We start from the raw sequence: 15787 nt of genomic DNA, 5'->3' as shown, positions 1-15787 counted from the left end.
TCAGGATCACAGCAGACCGGCTTGCGTCATCAGCTCGATAACTTTTTTACTGTTGAGCGTTGAAGGTTCAACTTTCGGTGCATCAAGATCTTTCAGTGGGACTAGTTTCGGGTTTGAGGCCGCGTTTACGCCCACAGCGTATTCAAAGGCGTTGTTGGTACGCAGACTCTCCTGACCTTCTTTGCCGGTAATGTATTTGATGAAGGCCTGCGCCTGGGCTTTGTGCTTGCTGGACGCCAGCACGCCACCGCCGGAAAGGCTCACAAACGCGCCCGGATCCTGGTGTTTGAAGTAGTAGAGCTGGGTGTTTTTGCTGTTTTCACCGGTTTTAGACTGATCGACAAAGCGGTAGTAGTGATAAATCACGCCGCCATCAATCTGGCCGGCATTGACGGCTTTCATCACCGTGCTGTTGCCTTTATAGGCAACGAAATTGGCTTTCATCGCCTTAAGCCATTCCAGAGTGGCCTTTTCGCCTTTCAGAGCCAGCATCGCGCTCACGATGGCCTGGAAATCCGCGCCTGACGGTGATGCCGCCCAGCGGCCTTTCCACTCGGGTTTCGCCAGATCCATCAGCGACTTAGGCAGCTGCTGTTCGTTCAGTTTTGCCGGGTTATAGACGAATACCGTGCTGCGGGCGGCAATGCCGATCCAACGACCGTGCGCCGGACGATACTCTGCCGGTACCTGCTTCAGGGTGTCTGCATCCAGCGGCGCAAACAGGTTAGCGTTATCCACCAGCACCATGGACGGTGAGTTTTCCGTCAGGAATACGTCGGCCGGCGATGCGCTGCCTTCCTGAACCAGCTGGTTACCCAGCTCGCTGTCATCACCATTACGCAAAGTCACTTTAATGCCGGTTTCTTTGGTAAAACCGTCAACCCACGACTTCACCAGGTTTTCATGCTGCGCGTTATACACAACGATACCTTCGTTGTTATCGGCGGCAACTGATTGTGTGGAAAGGAAAAGGGATGACGACAACAAGGCAAGCGAGAAGCAGGACAGCAGGCGAGAATTCATGAACATATCCTTAATAGACCAACGGGAGTAACCACTCATAGCTTTGTGGGACAGGATTAAAGCATACAACAACGCTAATGATAATTAGTATCAATCCAGTTTACGCGTAAAAGTGTAAAATTTCATTATTACGTGGTTTGAAATGATAAAAATCCAGATGGGAAAGACAATTCAATTCAAAATTAAGAAAACCTTAAGACTGAACGGAAGAAGAATTCATTAGCCTTCTATTTATTATTGCGATATTTAATGCACAGATGAACAACTCTCCCGCCAGAGAAGCAGGAGAATGTAATGCGGTGTGTTATTTATCGATTAAATTAAAATCACCCTGGTTATATCTTTGCCCCTGAATATTGTCAGGCGTAAAGACATGGTCAACGAACTTAATATCAGAATCGGAAAGATTCAGGCTGACCGCCCCCGCATTATCCTGCAAATGCGCTATTTTTCGAGCCCCCGGAATAGGAACAATGTCATCTCCTTTACTCATCACCCATGCGAGGGCCAGCTGTGCGAGGGAACAGCGGTATTTATCTGCGACATCCTGTAGCTGGCCGAGCAGCTGTTGGTTTTTCTGCATCGCTGCTTTCTGGAAGCGAGGCAGGTTCCGTCGGAAATCATCCTCGCCAAAGCCGGAGCTGTCCGTGATTTTCCCGGTTAAAAATCCGCGACCCAGCGGACTGTAGGGCACAAACCCAACGCCCAGCTCGCGGCAAGCGTTGAGAATGCTTTCCTCCGGCTCGCGAGTCCAGAGCGAATATTCCGTTTGCACGGCGGTAATCGGATAAACTTTGCAGGCCCGGCGTAACGTGTCGGCTGAGACTTCTGAAAGCCCGATATGGCGAACTTTCCCTTCCTTGATTAAATCAGCCATTGTTCCCACAACGTCTTCAACAGGTACAGACGGGTCGACGCGGTGCTGATAAAGCAGATCGATAGTCTCGATATTGAGACGTTTAAGTGAACCTTCTACCGCTTCACGAATATGTTCAGGGCGGCTGTCAACACCAGCCATACGTTCAAGACCATGTCCGGAGGGAAGGATGCGAAAACCAAATTTTGTCGCAATCTGTACCTTGTCGCGAATGCCTTTAATCGCTTTCCCGACCAGGACTTCATTATCATAGGGGCCATAAACTTCCGCGGAATCAAGGAAGGTAACGCCCAAATCGACCGCAGCGTGAATGGTATTGATCGCCTCCGATTCTTCGGCGCCACCATAGGCAAAACTCATCCCCATACAACCCAACCCCAGTGCTGACACCTGGAATTTATCTTTTCCCAGATAACGTGTTTTCATCTTATATTCCTGTTTTGATAAATGACAGGAAATATATACTTTCATTCTTAACGCATAACAATTAGTATATTTTTAATGCAGTATTTTATGAGAATTAACAATGAAAAATGCACCAGAGTTACAACATATAGAAATATTACTTCTTATTGTAAAACACGGGAGTTTTCGTCAGGCCGCAAAAGAATTAAATGTTTCAGCGCCGACGTTAACTGTCGCCATAAATAATCTTGAAGAAAAACTTGGGGTTAGACTTTTGAATCGCTCCACCCGAAGCTTGTCTTTGACGGCCGTCGGTAAAGCGTTTCTTGATGACGTGACGCCCGTGCTGAATGACTACAGACGCGTCATTGATAATCTCAATGACCAGAAAGAAAAGCCAGAAGGCGTCATCAAAGTCAACTTACCCCGGATCGTGGTTGATCTCTTTTTTCAAAGCCATTTCGTTACGTTCAAAAATGATTACCCGGGTATTAAATTAGAGTTGTTCACCACTGACAGAAAAATCAATATTATCGACTCAGGTTTCGATGCCGGAATACGTTATACACAAGATGTTCCTAAAGATATGGTTGCCATTCCTTTTGGTGGCAAGATGTCTCTTATTCCCGTTGCCAGCCCCGATTTTCTGAAGAAATCAGGCACGCCTGACTCACCAAAAGATCTGGTCAATTTCAGGTGTATAAATCGCTGTTTTCCTGATGGAAAGCTGTATCGCTGGGAGTTTATGGATCCACAAGGGGAAACAATGGAGGTATCTGTTAATGGCGATCTGGTTGTCGATTCAGACGCGGCAATGATCCAGGCTGCTGAATATGGGTTAGGGATTGCGTTTGTTTATGAGAATCTGGTTGAGGATAAAATTAGCGAAAACAAACTTGTCCGTTTGCTACCTTATTATACCTATCCCGCTGATAATTTTTGTGTTTACTACCCGAGCCGAAAACATCTGCCAGCACCGCTTAGAACCTTCATAGCGTGGGTGATGTCGATGAATAAAGACGTGCGTTGAGAGGAAATGGCACGCCCTGTAGGATTCGAACCTACGACCTACGGCTTAGAAGGCCGTTGCTCTATCCAACTGAGCTAAGGGCGCACTGAGAAGCGTGTGCTTCGCGGTGGTGAAACGCGAAGAATTATACGGTCAATGGCAGGTGAGTCAATGCCTTTTCCGCTTTCCAGGGCAATTACCGCTAGCCGATTGTAAATACGGCTATTTTCTCAACATTTCTCCCTGTTTCACCGTAAAATTTAGCGCTGCGAAAAGGCCTAGTTGCATTTAAGTAACGCCTGCTGTTTTCCTGAACGTCAGCTCGTCACACTAGAGTCAGGTATCCCGGCCGCCTGGAGGCTGACAGACAACAGGACAATGGAGTGACAGCGCAAAACCTGATCGATACGCCCCCCCGGTTACAGTACCTTTCTCAGGACATCGTCGGCATTAAGCTTGAGCCTATCGTCGCCCTCACCTCCCTGCGCCAGGTTGGCGTGGAGGTACTTAGCGTTCTGTCCGACACGCGCCACAGCGAGGACTTTTTTTGCGATCGGTCCGCTGAGTGGTCGATAACCCTGCTTGAAGCGCAGCTTGCCACGCTAAAAAATACGCCGCACGGACATAACCTTTTTATTAATCTGCCGATAACCGTCCTGACGGAGCCTGCGTCTTTTCAGCGACTTATCAGGTTACCTGGCGTGCAGCTCAATATTGAGATTGTCGACCTCGCGTCCTTTTTGGCGCTAACCGTCGCACAGAAGCAGCATGTGGTTCAGAATCTGCAGCAACTTAGCAGACAGGGACACGCTATCTGGCTGGATGACGTGGACGACGTCTTAGTGCAGTCGTTTTTATCCTGTCGACTCCCGTTAAGCGGCGTCAAAATAGATAAGGAAGCATTCTGGCGTTTACGCGACACCCCTGAGCTGAGGCAACTGGTTTCCCTTTGCTTTCAGCTGGCCGGGAAAGTGCTTATTGAAGGTATTGAGACTGAACGCGATCGTACCTGGGCACTGCAGGCAGGCGCAGACCTCGGCCAGGGATATTACTGGCCGTCCTGGACATGGCCGGAGGATTAAAACGCCATTTCCAGGAGGGAGACCATGCGAATGACAGTGCGCCGTTACCGGCGGCGGCGTACAGGAAGTGATGCACTGGGATTTACGCGCTCACCTTTTGCTCCCCCCTTTTTCGACCGACTCGAATTTTTGAGCCAGTCCATCAGCCAGCCCCGCAAAACAGACGCCCCTTTTATCCTTCTGGTGACGGAGGATCACTACCTGCGCACCGGCTTTCTCAACGGGCAGTTTCCTCTGAGCAGTTGCTGCGACTACGCCACGCTGGACGACGCCCTTATCGCTCAGACACAGTGGCCCTCCGCCCGTCTGGTCGTGGATATAGAAAGCCGGTCCACGGGGCTGCTGGAGAAACTGGATCAGTTGAGAAGGCATAGCCTGTTTCCTCCGTACCTGACGCCCTGGCTGTTAGTCCGGGCCGATAATTACGACACCCGCCTCTTCTGCAAAGCGGCAGGTCCCTTTCATGTGCTCGAACGCCAACTGAACGCCGCCGCGCTCCAGCACAGCCTGCTGGATACCCGCCCCCCGCAGGGTTCCGACAAAGACTGGTTCTCACGCAATGAATGGCCCATCCTGCAGGAGCTCTCACGGGGCAAGACGCTGCGTCAGATTGCCCTGATGCAGAATCGCCCCTATAGCCGCATTATCTATCGTCTCAGCTGCATCCTGCTGAAGCTGGGGCTGAGCCATCGCCAGGAATTGCTTCATCTTCTTAATAACCTCTCAGACTGCACGTTTTCACTCACGTCCTAACCCCTTATTTCCTAAAGCGGTTTAGGAATTTACTTACCAATTGCGTTACATAAATGTTAATTTTTAACAATAAAATCGAATTTATAACTATTCCTAATTTATGGGCGTAAACCTTGTGAAATGCCATAAATTGAATGAACGGCAGCACTTTCCTCCATCCGTTAGGCGAATGCAGATAGCGTTAACAAGATGATAATGATGTAAAAACAAGCAGCTTAGCGACAACGTCCAGGAGTAAAAAGCGAAGCGGGTAGCATGTTCTCCTGCGGACCTGGCGCCGTTATCGTGGTCAACGCAAGCACTTTCGGATGAAGGTCTGACGGCCTGCGAGGGCAATTTTTAACCTCCGCGTCGCGGGTTCGCCCCCAGAAATGATGTCTATTTTTGTTAACAATTGATCAACATACAGAGATATCTGTTATTTTTTGTTATTACATAAAGATGAAAATATGCGGTAAATGAGATAATAGGATATTTCCGCTAATTTTAAAAAAATAGTGATTCAGATCCAGAAGATAATACAAACCCATACGCGGATATTAATTTACAGGGTTTTCGGAAAAAACTTACCCTGTATAATAAGATGCGTACCAAATTTGAATAAGAAAAACCTTTTTGCCAACACCAGCCTAATGAGATGACCGCGCTGAGGCATAGTTCTTTTCATTACGTAAACAAGGATGCTTTCGCTCTTTCCAGGGAAATACTACGGTATAGGGATCTGCACATTATATCCTTCCGGCATTTCGAGAGTTTTACCAAACTCTGCATAACGCTTTTAACAATCTGAGGCATTAAAAATGAAACCGGCATCCGTTATCATTATGGACGAACATCCTATCGTCAGAATGTCGATAGAAGTCCTGCTACAGAAAAATAAGAATATCGCAGTCAAGCTCAAGTCTGGCGATAGCCATGAAGTCCTTGACTGTATCCGCAATCACCCTATCGATCTGGTGATCCTTGACATTGAACTCACGGGCACGGATGCTTTCACTTTACTTAAGAGAATCAGAAACTTAAACAAAGAGATTAAGGTTCTGTTCCTCTCGTCTAAATCAGAGCTATTTTACGCGGGTCGCGCCATTCGCGCCGGGGCAAATGGCTTCGTCAGCAAACGGAAAGATTTGGGTGAGATCTACAACGCCGTAGAAATGATCCTGATGGGCTATTCCTTTTTCCCGTCGGAAACGCTGAACTTTATAAACCACCTGGGTTCAGGGAAAGGGATGGCAGTAGATATGCCATTATCGAATCGTGAGGTCACGGTATTACGGTATCTGGCGAATGGATTATCCAATAAGGAAATTGCTGAACAGCTACTATTAAGCAACAAAACTATTAGCGCGCATAAATCCAATATTTATTCCAAGCTGGGTGTGCAAAGCATCGTAGAATTAATTGATTACGCCAAAGCGCACGAACTGCTTTAACCTGAATTCACTCCCTGCAGCTTATCTGAGCTGCAGGGAGTGCGGTCAGTGCTAATTATAGTTAATCATAAAGGTGGCATCCGCATCGGCTCGTCCGGGCTGAGGATTATCTGCGGTGGCAATATAATTGGCATAAAACGACAATGTCGCATTCCCCTGCGCATCAACCGACACCGGCTGGCTGGCCTGCTGGAGAGCCAGACGCGTTTTATCCGCATCCCTGATCTCTACCGCGACATGACTTGCTGTACTGGCGTCATTGAGCGCCAGCAAACCGTTATTGCTCCCGTCGGCTTTACCCGAAAACGTAATGGACGCCGCGCCCGGCGGGCAGCCGGTCAGCTTCAGCGTAAACGGCATGGGCTGCGTGCGGCTTCCGGTGGTGCTGAGCTGTTTCGTGGGCCAGGTGCCCAGCGTGACGGTCTTGTCGCTGTCGCTGCCCTCGGCAACGCAGGTAAAATCGACGATATTGCCGTAGAGCCGAATGTTAATTTCGCCCAACGCGGTGTCCGCCTGAGCCTGTGTGCAAAGCGCAAGAAGCGCCACGGTGATAAAACGGATCCCGTTTCGCATATTGGCTCCTTAGTCGTAATCCACGCGCAAGTACCCGCGCGAGGTGAAACGCCCTTCCGCTGGCTTATTGCCCGTCACGCTCACCGGCCAGACCCGGATCCCCACCTGCGCCTGCGCGCTGTCGTCAAGGCGGAACGGAATTTTGCTTGTCAGGTTGTTAGGCGTGAGCGGCGCTCCGCTCTCGTTGGCAATGATGAACCCGACGTCCGGGTTATCCGACACCAGCACATTATCAGAGACTTTTTCCGCCTCGACGCGCATCGTCAGCATGGCGTTCGCCTCCACGTTGGTGCATTTGATCGCAATGGTTTTGCTTTGCGATGAGACGCCCTCCGGCTTGTTACCCACGCCCGCCTTGCTGAACAAAGAGGCGCCAATGTCACCGAAATCAAACTCCACCACGTTACCGGCATTAATGGCGCAGCTTTGCGGCACCTGAATGGTTCCGCTGTAGCTAATGGTATAGACCGGCGTGGTTAGCGGATCGGAGGAGGTAGTGGTGACGTAGACGCGGAACATGGTGGCGCGCGGGATCACCACCATGTTGATAAAACGCCGGGTCACCTTAAGGCGGAAGACAAGGCTGGAGTCCTGAACGCCAAACGGTTTGTTTTTGGAGACGTTAGGATGGCTCCCCATCTGGATATAGCTTTTTGGCGGGTAAAACACGCCAGCATAGCTGTCCGTGATTTTCATGGCCCCGTCCAGATAGTCGTTCAGCTTCAGATACTGGTAGCCATCGCTGGTCCCGGTGATCGGGTAATCCGTCACATAGCTGCGCTTGGTGGTGTTCCCGGTCGTGCCCTTCGGGCAGACGGCATTCACCCCTACCCACTGCGATTTTTCGCTGAGCGTCACGACCTGTCCAATCTGGTTATTCGAGCTATTGAATTTATCCGTCAGGTCGTAATGCACCTCCGTCGGCACGCCTTTCTCATTGACGCACACGGTAGCGAATGCGTTTGTCGCGGGCAGTAACGCCAGCAGCGACAAGGCAAAGATTTGGGTTTTAATCACAGCTGATCCCCTTAAGTGTGATTGCCTGTTGCAGGCTCTGTTCAGACAAGCTGTAAGGTGCGCGACACTGGGACTGCGCCCCGTCGCCCCACTGGATCAGCAGTTCGCCTTCCAGCGGCAGCCCACTCAGGTAAATTTGCCCGTCATCCCCCACCATGCTGGTGACACCGCTTCGGGTTTCACGGACCACAGCGCCGAACGGCACGGGCTGGTTACCGCGCATCACCGTCAGCAAAGCGCGCACGCCAATGCGGGTATCAAAGCTGGCGCGCACCAGCGCGCCTTTCGTCGGCACCACGCTGCTCACGTTGTTTTCGATATCGGTGTTGTTGCTCATGGTGTTGGTATCCAGCGCCACGCGGTTGTAGCGATAGACGGTGGCATACGGCATCACCGCGTAGCCTCGCCAGTCGGTTTTCACCCCGGTCTGGTTTTCAATGCTGACGCCTGATGCTCCCGGCGCTTTGATCAGCACGTTGGTATCGCCCAGCGGCTGGCTGAAGGTCACGCCGTCGGCGTGTCCGACCACCCCGCCGGAGAGCTGCCAGTTGAGATCGTGCTGATCGTCGCTGTAGTTGTAGCCCACGCCCAACGTGCCGTAAGTCGCCTGCCAGTTGGCGCTGGCGCTTCCGCTTGCGCCGTTGGTGCTGGTGTGTCCCTGGGTCACGCTGTAGTTCAGGTTGCGGTCCTCCAGCAGCGTTCCGCTGACGCCGGTTTGCCAGCTTGTGTCGCCATCGCTGTTTCGACTGGCGGATGCCGTAGCGTAGGCGCGGTCAATCGCGCTGTCCCGGCGATAGCCCTGACGGGTAAAGAGGCTGAACGGCACGGAGACGTTAAATGACGCGATCCGATCGGTGCCGTCTATCCCAACGGATTTGTTCCACGACCACGAAACGGAGTAGTTGATCCCCTTCACGCCGCCCGCATAGCCCAACTGGTACCAGAGGTTCGTCTCGTCGGTTCCCCAGTAGGTCTGCTCGCTACCGGAGATATAGACCGAGCCGTAGTCCCCCAGCGACTGAGATACGTTGAGCTGGAAGCGGCCTTTTTTATTCCACGTCAGGTTGTGATAACTCTGCACGTCTGGAACATCGTTATCGTTCTGGCTATCGGCATACTGATAGCCTTCCATTGAGCGCCAGGCGACATCGTCGAGGGTGTAAAAGCCTTTCGTGGAGTAGCGGTAGCCCAGCAGCTGGAAGTTGGTGCCGAAGCCGTTAAGGGATTTCGCATAGAGGAAGCGCAGAGACTGCCCTTCATGCTTGCTGTCGTCCGCAAGCTGGCTGCGGGCGTGGGTGATATCGAGCGAGACCGCGCCCCAGTCACCCAGGTTTTTTCCGGCCCCGACGGCCACCGCGGTATAGCGTGACGCCAGCTGTGTCCCGCCGTAGAGCGTGTAACCGTTGGCAAGACCGGTAATCAGGGTTCCCTGGGTGAAGAACGGCGTGTCCTGATCGCTGTTACCGCTGCGGTAATCCCCCGCGACGAGGTCGTACTTCCAGCGCCCTTCACGCTGCAGAAGCGGCACGGTGGAGTACGGCACGGTATAGCGCTGCTGGGTGCCGTCTTTCTCTTCGACCGTGACCTCCAGGTCACCGCTTGAGGAGGTCGGGTTAAGATCGGTAATGGCAAATGCGCCCGGCTGGACATAGCTTTGATAGATAACGTAGCCATTCTGGCGAACCACCACTTTGGCGGGCGTACGGGCGATCCCGCGCACGGTCGGCGCGTAGCCCTGCAGGCTGTCCGGGTACATGCTGTCAGACGAGAAGAGCCGCCCGCCGCGGAACCCCATGCTGTCGAAGACGTCATTGCCGGTATTGCTGTCGCCCAGCACCAGTTCACTTTTCAGCGGGATAACGGTGCGCTGCGCCCAGGTGCCAATATTCTGCCACTCGCTGTGCCGCTGCCCGTTATTCTGCGTGTACCGCCATGCGCCGTTGTTACGTAAACGCCAGGCGCCATAGTTCAACCCGCTTTGCAGGTTCAGATAATAGCTGTCGTCTTCGCTTCCCCGGTTACCGGTGAAGCTGTAGTTCACCAGCGCGGCGGGAATGCCTTCATCCCACTGTTCGGGCGGAATATACCCCCGGGCGCTGTTCTGCAACGCCACCTGCGGCAGGCTGACGTCCAGACGCTGTGAGGCAAAGTTGAATACCGTTTCGCTGCCGGGTATGGCCGTAGCCAGCGGAACGCAGGTCTCGCCCTGCACCTTAGCCAGCTCGGGAAACGCCGCAACGTTGACGCCAAAGCGGTCAAGCATCGCGCGCGTAATGCAGGCCGATAAACCGCCCGCCACCGGCGGCGTGTTCTCGGCCTGCTCAAAACGCACGTCCTGGGTACCGATAAACTCATCGTTGCGCCAGATATCCACGCGATAAACGCCGGGTGCCTGCTGATGTCCTTGTTCAAAACGCGACAAATCCGCCACGCTGGCGGTGTCGTCGGACAAAAAGGCCGGGTTGAAATAGCTTTCGCTCCAGCCAGCCTGCGGCCAGAGCGCAGCCATCAGCGCCAGCGCAACCGGGCAGTAACGTCTCTGGTGGTTTTTCATCGCCCTGACTCTGCTCACAGGTTGACGCTACGCGCCGGGGTGATGGCACCGTAGTCATTCACGCTCTGCCAGGAAAGCGTACCGCTGGCACCGGCTGGCAGCACCTGCTGAGCCGAGCTTTTCGGCGCAACCATTAGGTTATCCAGCTGCTGCCCGCCCAGCTTCAGATTGACGAGGGTGATGTAATACGGGGACGCGTTGCTAACTTTGAGGTGGTTACCCGCGCGTTCGAACCGCAGCTGGGAAAGCGCCTCTTCCGGCTGCATCGCCAGGTTGTTAGGGCGTACAAACAGCTTGATGCGCGAGAGGATCGCCAGCTGCAGCACGTTATTGTTTTCCGTTTTGGCTTTGTTCACTGACGGGATCGCCTTCACGTTCATGTAAAACAGCGATTCGCGGTCGGCAGGCAGCGCCGGCCCGGCGTAAATAATACGCAGCGTGTTTTCACTGTTCGGCTCGCTAACAAACAGGGGCGGCGTGACGGCAAAGGTTTTTTCTTTTTGCCCATTCGCATTTTCGATCCACGCGTTAATTAAATAGCGTTCCTGTTTGTTGCTGTTGGTGATCGCCAGCGACGTTTGCTTCGCCTCTGCCGGATAAATAACGCGCGTGGCCCCCAGCGCAATACCGCCGGATGCATTTGCGCAGGCAGAAACCATCATCAAAATAAACGATAAAAAAAGTCCTGGTTTAATTAGGGTATTCATCACAACCGTACCTTTAATAATGTGTTCGCAGGTGTTATGGATAAATCAACGTAAACCAGACATCCGACTGAATTTTGCCTGGCTCGAGATGTTCGGAAATAGCCCGATAGCGAGCGCTAAAATGGAACGCGAGCTCGCGAGTTTCGATCGGCAGCCAGCTGATGGCCGTGGCGTTTGGGATAATCTGACGCTGCTGTTCGTCAAAGAGCGCCAGCCCGACGCCGCTGCTGACAGGTGTTTCACCCGGCCGCGATGTCGCCAGAAAGACCTGCGGATCCTCTGCGGGTGTGACGCCCTGAAACTGGATCCCCACGGTGCGCGAAACATCAACGCTGCAGTCCAGCAGCCGCACGGTGAAAGGCACATTCACCGTGGAAAAACTGCCCACGCCGGAAAATGAGTTGGTTCGATACTGCCCCATGTCGATGCGCATGTTCTGACTGTCGGGCGCCACAGCGCAGCCGCCGTTCACCAGTTCACCCCGGAGATGAACCTTGCCACCTTCGATCACCACGGTATGCGCCGAAGCCGGGCAAGCCATCGCAAGGGTTAACAGCAGTAGTGTTCCAGTCCTTGTCATCCTTCGTTCCTGGCAATAGCGTATGACGGGCCTCGTCCCTGAGGCCTGAACATCCCTGTGCGGAGGAATTACTCGTATTTCATTACGAAGGTGGCGTCAGCGTTCGCCTGGCCCGGCTCGGTGGTGGCAGCCGTTGATTTATAACGCGCGGTGAACTTCAGGGTGTTGGTCCCTTCGATCAGCGTCTGCGCAGCAGAGAAGGTCGCGCCGTCTGGGGTCAGAACGCTGGATTTGCTGTCGAGGATCTCGATACCCACGCCTTTCGCGGTGTTGTCGTTGTTACCGGAGGTCACGGCCAGCAGGGTTTTGTCGGTTGGGTCGATCTGACCGGTGAACGCAACAGCTGCAGTTTTGGCAACCAGCGGATCGCAATCATTCAGTTCAATGTTGAATGGAATATTAGAGGTGGTGTCGCCCACTTTGGTAAATTTCGCGGTGCGATACTGACCCAGATTAACGGTCTGCTCGGAAGAATCCGTATTTACTGAACAAGCGGCATTAACCAGCTCACCTTTAAAATGTACGGTACCGCCATTTACGGAAACCGGCGCAGCAGGATCTGCTGCATTTGCGGCACCCGCAACCAGGGCCAAAGTTGCAATAACAGTAGAAGCAATGTTGCTGAGTTTCATGTCTATTCCTTTAAAATGTAAATAACCCTTCCCGCGAATAATCGGGAATAAGAAATACGTTCAATTGAGTAATTGAAAGCTTATTTCGGAGGAGACAAAGTAGCTCAGGAGGCGATTTTTAAATATGTCAAAACGCTGCCATTTCGCCAGGTCACATCCTAATCCCGCCTAAGAAATTGACCATCCCTTAAGAAGGGTTTTTGCGTCTTGCTGATAAAAACGCGTAAAGGGTGACTGACAGCGAGGCTCGCTTCTGACAAAATACACGCATCCCCCCTTTCGAACGTTACAGACGGAATCTTCTCTCTGATGGCAGCAAAGATTATTGACGGTAAAACGATTGCGCAGCAGGTGCGCTCTGAGGTCGCGGAAAAAGTGAAGGCGCGTAAAGCCGCCGGAAAACGCGCCCCCGGGCTGGCCGTTGTGCTGGTTGGCAGCAACCCGGCATCGCAGATTTATGTCGGCAGCAAGCGCAAAGCGTGTGAAGAGGTCGGCTTCGTCTCCCGCTCTTACGATTTGCCGGAAACCACCAGCGAAGCAGAACTGCTGGAACTTATTGACACTCTGAATGCCGATAAAGAGATCGACGGCATTCTGGTTCAGTTGCCGCTGCCAGCAGGTATCGACAACGTGAAGGTGCTGGAGCGTATCGCACCGGATAAAGACGTGGACGGTTTCCATCCGTACAACGTTGGCCGCCTGTGCCAGCGTGCGCCGCGTCTGCGCCCGTGCACGCCGCGCGGCATTGTGACGCTGCTGGAGCGCTATAACATCGATACTTACGGCCTGAACGCCGTGGTGATTGGTGCCTCTAACATCGTGGGCCGTCCGATGAGCATGGAGCTGCTGCTGGCCGGCTGCACCACCACCGTGACCCACCGCTTCACCAAGAACCTGCGTCATCACGTCGAAAATGCCGATCTGCTGATCGTCGCGGTCGGTAAGCCGGGCTTTATTCCGGGCGAGTGGATTAAAGAGGGTGCAATCGTCGTGGACGTCGGGATTAACCGTCTGGAAAACGGCAAAGTGGTTGGCGACGTGGTGTATGAAGATGCCGCCGCGCGCGCCTCTTACATTACCCCCGTACCGGGCGGCGTAGGTCCAATGACCGTCGCAACGCTGATTCAGAATACTTTGCAGGCATGCGAAGAATATCACGACGTAGAGGACGCGTAAGATGGCGACTTTTTCATTAGGTAAACACCCGCACGTTGAGCTGTGCGATCTGCTCAAGCTGGAAGGCTGGAGCGAAAGCGGCGCGCAGGCGAAAATCGTTATCGCCGACGGGCTGGTAAAAGTCGACGGCGTGGTGGAAACCCGCAAGCGCTGCAAGATTGTCGCGGGACAGACCGTGAGCTTTGAAGGACAGAGCGTAACCGTGACGGCCTGAGCCGTTTGATGCCCTCACCCCAACCCTCTCCCTCAGGGAGAGGGGATAAAAAATTCCCTCACACCCATCACGGTTATTTATCGATCAACTTCAAATAATCACTATTTCATCTGTTGAAACGTGAAAATTCAGTTGCGCGTTTTTCACTCTTTGCCCACGATAAGTAGAACGTTCTACTAAAACGTTCTACTTACAATAACAGCGCCAAAAAAAGCGCTACTCGGGGGAAATCAGCATGAGTCTGATATCAGGGTTTGTTAAATCGCTGTCTAAGTTATCGATGATTGGTCGCGCCTTAATGCTGCCAATTTCACTGCTTCCCGCTGCGGGCCTGCTGCTGGCCTTCGGCGATAAGTTCCATCTGCCGCTGATGATGAACGCGGGTGGGGTTATTTTTGATAACCTGCCAATGCTGTTTGCCATTGGCTCCGCCGTGGGTCTGGCATCAGAATCCGGCATCGCGGCGCTGTCTGCGGCCGTTTCGGTGTTTGTCACCAATATCACCATCAGCACCGTGCTGAGCATCACGCCGGAAATGGCCTCCCAGGGCGGGAAATACGCCATGGTGGTGGGCATTCCGACGCTGCAGATGGGCGTCTTCGGCGGCCTAATCTGCGGTATTCTCGCGGCCTGGTGCTATAACCGCTTCCACACCATGCAGCTTCCGGAGTTCCTGGGCTTCTTTTCCGGCAAGCGCTTCGTGGCGATTGCAACGGCGTTCCTCTCTTTCCTGATGGGGCTGCTGCTGCCGTACGTCTGGCAGCATATCCAGGCCGGTATCGACGCGCTCTCCGTGGTGGTGAACGGCGATAATCAGGCGGCGTCGACCTTTATCTTCGGTCTGGTGGAACGTGCGCTGATCCCGCTCGGTCTGCACCATATCTGGTATCCGTCGTTCTGGTATTCGTTTGGCGATTACACCACCCAGGCAGGCCAGGTGATCCATGGCGACCAGACCATCTGGTTCAAGATGCTGGAAGAAGGGGTGAAATCCTTCAGCAGCGACACCTACCAGAACGCCGGTAAGTTCATGCAGGGTGAATTCCCGCTGATGCTGTTCGCGCTGCCCGCCGCGTGCCTGGCGATGTATCACGAAGCCCATACGAAGAATAAGAAAATCGCGGCCGGTATTCTGTTCTCCGCGGCGCTCACCTGCTTCCTGACGGGGATCACCGAACCGGTTGAGTTTACCTTTATCTTCGTGGCACCGATTCTGTACGTCTTTAACGCCATCATGGCGGGTCTGGCCTACATGACCATGTACCTGCTGCATGCGCATATCGCCAAGTCGTTCTCTGCAGGCTTTATCGACTATCTGTCATTCGGGATCCTGCCGTCGTTTAACGGCTACCAGACCCACTTCCTGAGCGCCATTATCATCGGCATTCCAATGGGCCTGATTTATTACTTCACGTTCCGCTTTGTGATCCGTCGCTTCGACGTGAAAACGCCGGGCCGCACTGAAGTGACCGCCAACGCGGATGAGAAATCTGATTCTGAACTCGCGACCGAGATCATCACCCTGCTGGGCGGGGCGCATAACATCGACTCCGTCGGCGCCTGTATCACCCGTCTTCGCCTGGAAGTGACAAAAAGTGAGGTGGTGGATAAAGACGGCCTGAACGGACTCGGCGCGCGCGGCGTGGTCTTTGTCGGCGACAACGGTATTCAGGTGATTTTCGGTGCCAGAGCACAGTTTATCGCCCAGACCATGTCCACCATGATCGGCAAATAATAAGATGCCTGAACGAC

The 15787-nt window shown here is 53.1% G+C and carries 15 protein-coding genes and 1 tRNA gene; 7 read left to right on the top strand and 9 right to left on the bottom strand.

Going from position 1 to position 15787, the window contains the following annotated elements:
• Positions 1-6: 6 nt before the first annotated feature.
• Together OTG14_RS01150 and OTG14_RS01145 are read right to left on the bottom strand one after the other, a co-directional pair.
• Positions 7-1023, bottom strand: coding sequence for an iron ABC transporter substrate-binding protein (locus tag OTG14_RS01150; RefSeq protein WP_024906891.1), 1017 nt, complete (start codon positions 1021-1023; stop codon positions 7-9).
• 304 nt (positions 1024-1327) lie between these two features.
• Positions 1328-2326: an aldo/keto reductase gene (locus OTG14_RS01145; protein WP_208763579.1), complete on the bottom strand. Its 999-nt coding sequence runs from the start codon at positions 2324-2326 to the stop codon at positions 1328-1330.
• A gap of 100 nt (positions 2327-2426) precedes the next feature.
• Between OTG14_RS01145 and OTG14_RS01140 the strand changes: the two genes are divergently transcribed.
• Positions 2427-3335, top strand: a complete 909-nt coding sequence (locus OTG14_RS01140; protein WP_267214458.1) for a LysR family transcriptional regulator — start codon at positions 2427-2429, stop codon at positions 3333-3335.
• A gap of 7 nt (positions 3336-3342) precedes the next feature.
• Here the strand turns inward: OTG14_RS01140 and OTG14_RS01135 are convergent.
• Positions 3343-3419, bottom strand: a tRNA-Arg gene (locus OTG14_RS01135).
• Between the two features lie 278 nt (positions 3420-3697).
• On the opposite strand from OTG14_RS01135, the gene OTG14_RS01130 reads away from it, so the two are divergent.
• The 3 genes from OTG14_RS01130 to fimZ all read left to right on the top strand — a co-directional run bounded on the left by OTG14_RS01130 (position 3698) and on the right by fimZ (position 6582).
• A complete protein-coding gene (locus OTG14_RS01130) occupies positions 3698-4396 on the top strand; it encodes an EAL domain-containing protein (RefSeq protein ID WP_267214457.1) in 699 nt (232 codons plus the stop codon).
• Positions 4397-4420: 24 nt separating this feature from the next.
• Positions 4421-5149 carry a helix-turn-helix transcriptional regulator gene (locus OTG14_RS01125; protein ID WP_048991448.1) on the top strand — a complete coding sequence of 243 codons (729 nt, stop codon included), beginning with the start codon at positions 4421-4423 and terminating at the stop codon, positions 5147-5149.
• Between the two features lie 800 nt (positions 5150-5949).
• A complete protein-coding gene (gene fimZ / locus OTG14_RS01120) occupies positions 5950-6582 on the top strand; it encodes a fimbria biosynthesis transcriptional regulator FimZ (RefSeq protein ID WP_267214456.1) in 633 nt (210 codons plus the stop codon).
• Between the two features lie 51 nt (positions 6583-6633).
• On the opposite strand, the gene sfmF is transcribed toward fimZ, so the two are convergent.
• From sfmF to fimA, 6 genes are all read right to left on the bottom strand, one after another.
• On the bottom strand, positions 6634-7155 hold the full coding sequence (gene sfmF, locus OTG14_RS01115) for a fimbria assembly protein (protein ID WP_024906885.1): 522 nt from the start codon (positions 7153-7155) through the stop codon (positions 6634-6636).
• Between the two features lie 9 nt (positions 7156-7164).
• The gene (gene fimH, locus OTG14_RS01110; RefSeq protein WP_024906884.1) at positions 7165-8172 is read right to left on the bottom strand and encodes a type 1 fimbria D-mannose specific adhesin FimH; all 1008 of its coding nucleotides are present in this window, start codon (positions 8170-8172) and stop codon (positions 7165-7167) included.
• Positions 8165-10726: a fimbrial biogenesis usher protein gene (locus OTG14_RS01105; RefSeq protein ID WP_024906883.1), complete on the bottom strand. Its 2562-nt coding sequence runs from the start codon at positions 10724-10726 to the stop codon at positions 8165-8167. Before OTG14_RS01105 ends, fimH begins: the two co-directional genes overlap by 8 nt.
• A gap of 14 nt (positions 10727-10740) precedes the next feature.
• Entirely contained in the window at positions 10741-11433 is a 693-nt protein-coding gene (fimC, locus tag OTG14_RS01100; RefSeq protein WP_061715842.1) for a type 1 fimbria chaperone FimC, read from the bottom strand.
• Between the two features lie 34 nt (positions 11434-11467).
• Positions 11468-12013, bottom strand: coding sequence for a type 1 fimbrial protein subunit FimI (gene fimI, locus OTG14_RS01095; protein WP_048991450.1), 546 nt, complete (start codon positions 12011-12013; stop codon positions 11468-11470).
• Between the two features lie 68 nt (positions 12014-12081).
• Complete coding sequence (gene fimA / locus OTG14_RS01090; RefSeq protein WP_023310641.1) at positions 12082-12645, bottom strand: type 1 fimbrial major subunit FimA; 564 nt, start codon at positions 12643-12645, stop codon at positions 12082-12084.
• A gap of 309 nt (positions 12646-12954) precedes the next feature.
• On the opposite strand from fimA, the gene folD reads away from it, so the two are divergent.
• The 3 genes from folD (at position 12955) to OTG14_RS01075 (ending at position 15770) form a co-directional block, all read left to right on the top strand.
• Positions 12955-13821, top strand: a complete 867-nt coding sequence (folD, locus tag OTG14_RS01085) for a bifunctional methylenetetrahydrofolate dehydrogenase/methenyltetrahydrofolate cyclohydrolase FolD (RefSeq protein WP_008499332.1) — start codon at positions 12955-12957, stop codon at positions 13819-13821.
• Between the two features lies 1 nt (position 13822).
• Positions 13823-14035: a ribosome-associated protein YbcJ gene (ybcJ, locus tag OTG14_RS01080; protein ID WP_023334767.1), complete on the top strand. Its 213-nt coding sequence runs from the start codon at positions 13823-13825 to the stop codon at positions 14033-14035.
• 235 nt (positions 14036-14270) lie between these two features.
• Entirely contained in the window at positions 14271-15770 is a 1500-nt protein-coding gene (locus tag OTG14_RS01075) for a PTS transporter subunit EIIC (protein ID WP_024906880.1), read from the top strand.
• Positions 15771-15787 lie beyond the last annotated feature (17 nt).

This window comes from Enterobacter pseudoroggenkampii (assembly GCF_026420145.1).
Lineage (GTDB): Bacteria > Pseudomonadota > Gammaproteobacteria > Enterobacterales > Enterobacteriaceae > Enterobacter > Enterobacter pseudoroggenkampii.
The sequence above is the reverse complement of the archived record's forward strand: the minus strand, read 5'-3'. Positions and strand labels throughout refer to the sequence as shown.

What these genes read in the sequence shown, in the direction of transcription:
- OTG14_RS01150 (WP_024906891.1), bottom strand. Translation starts at nt 1,023, where the DNA reads ATGAATTCTCGCCTGCTGTCCTGCTTCTCGCTTGCCTTGTTGTCGTCA.
- OTG14_RS01145 (WP_208763579.1), bottom strand. Translation starts at nt 2,326, where the DNA reads ATGAAAACACGTTATCTGGGAAAAGATAAATTCCAGGTGTCAGCACTG.
- OTG14_RS01140 (WP_267214458.1), top strand. Translation starts at nt 2,427, where the DNA reads ATGAAAAATGCACCAGAGTTACAACATATAGAAATATTACTTCTTATT.
- OTG14_RS01125 (WP_048991448.1), top strand. Translation starts at nt 4,421, where the DNA reads ATGCGAATGACAGTGCGCCGTTACCGGCGGCGGCGTACAGGAAGTGAT.
- fimZ (WP_267214456.1), top strand. Translation starts at nt 5,950, where the DNA reads ATGAAACCGGCATCCGTTATCATTATGGACGAACATCCTATCGTCAGA.
- sfmF (WP_024906885.1), bottom strand. Translation starts at nt 7,155, where the DNA reads ATGCGAAACGGGATCCGTTTTATCACCGTGGCGCTTCTTGCGCTTTGC.
- OTG14_RS01105 (WP_024906883.1), bottom strand. Translation starts at nt 10,726, where the DNA reads ATGAAAAACCACCAGAGACGTTACTGCCCGGTTGCGCTGGCGCTGATG.
- fimC (WP_061715842.1), bottom strand. Translation starts at nt 11,433, where the DNA reads ATGAATACCCTAATTAAACCAGGACTTTTTTTATCGTTTATTTTGATG.
- fimI (WP_048991450.1), bottom strand. Translation starts at nt 12,013, where the DNA reads ATGACAAGGACTGGAACACTACTGCTGTTAACCCTTGCGATGGCTTGC.
- fimA (WP_023310641.1), bottom strand. Translation starts at nt 12,645, where the DNA reads ATGAAACTCAGCAACATTGCTTCTACTGTTATTGCAACTTTGGCCCTG.
- folD (WP_008499332.1), top strand. Translation starts at nt 12,955, where the DNA reads ATGGCAGCAAAGATTATTGACGGTAAAACGATTGCGCAGCAGGTGCGC.
- ybcJ (WP_023334767.1), top strand. Translation starts at nt 13,823, where the DNA reads ATGGCGACTTTTTCATTAGGTAAACACCCGCACGTTGAGCTGTGCGAT.
- OTG14_RS01075 (WP_024906880.1), top strand. Translation starts at nt 14,271, where the DNA reads ATGAGTCTGATATCAGGGTTTGTTAAATCGCTGTCTAAGTTATCGATG.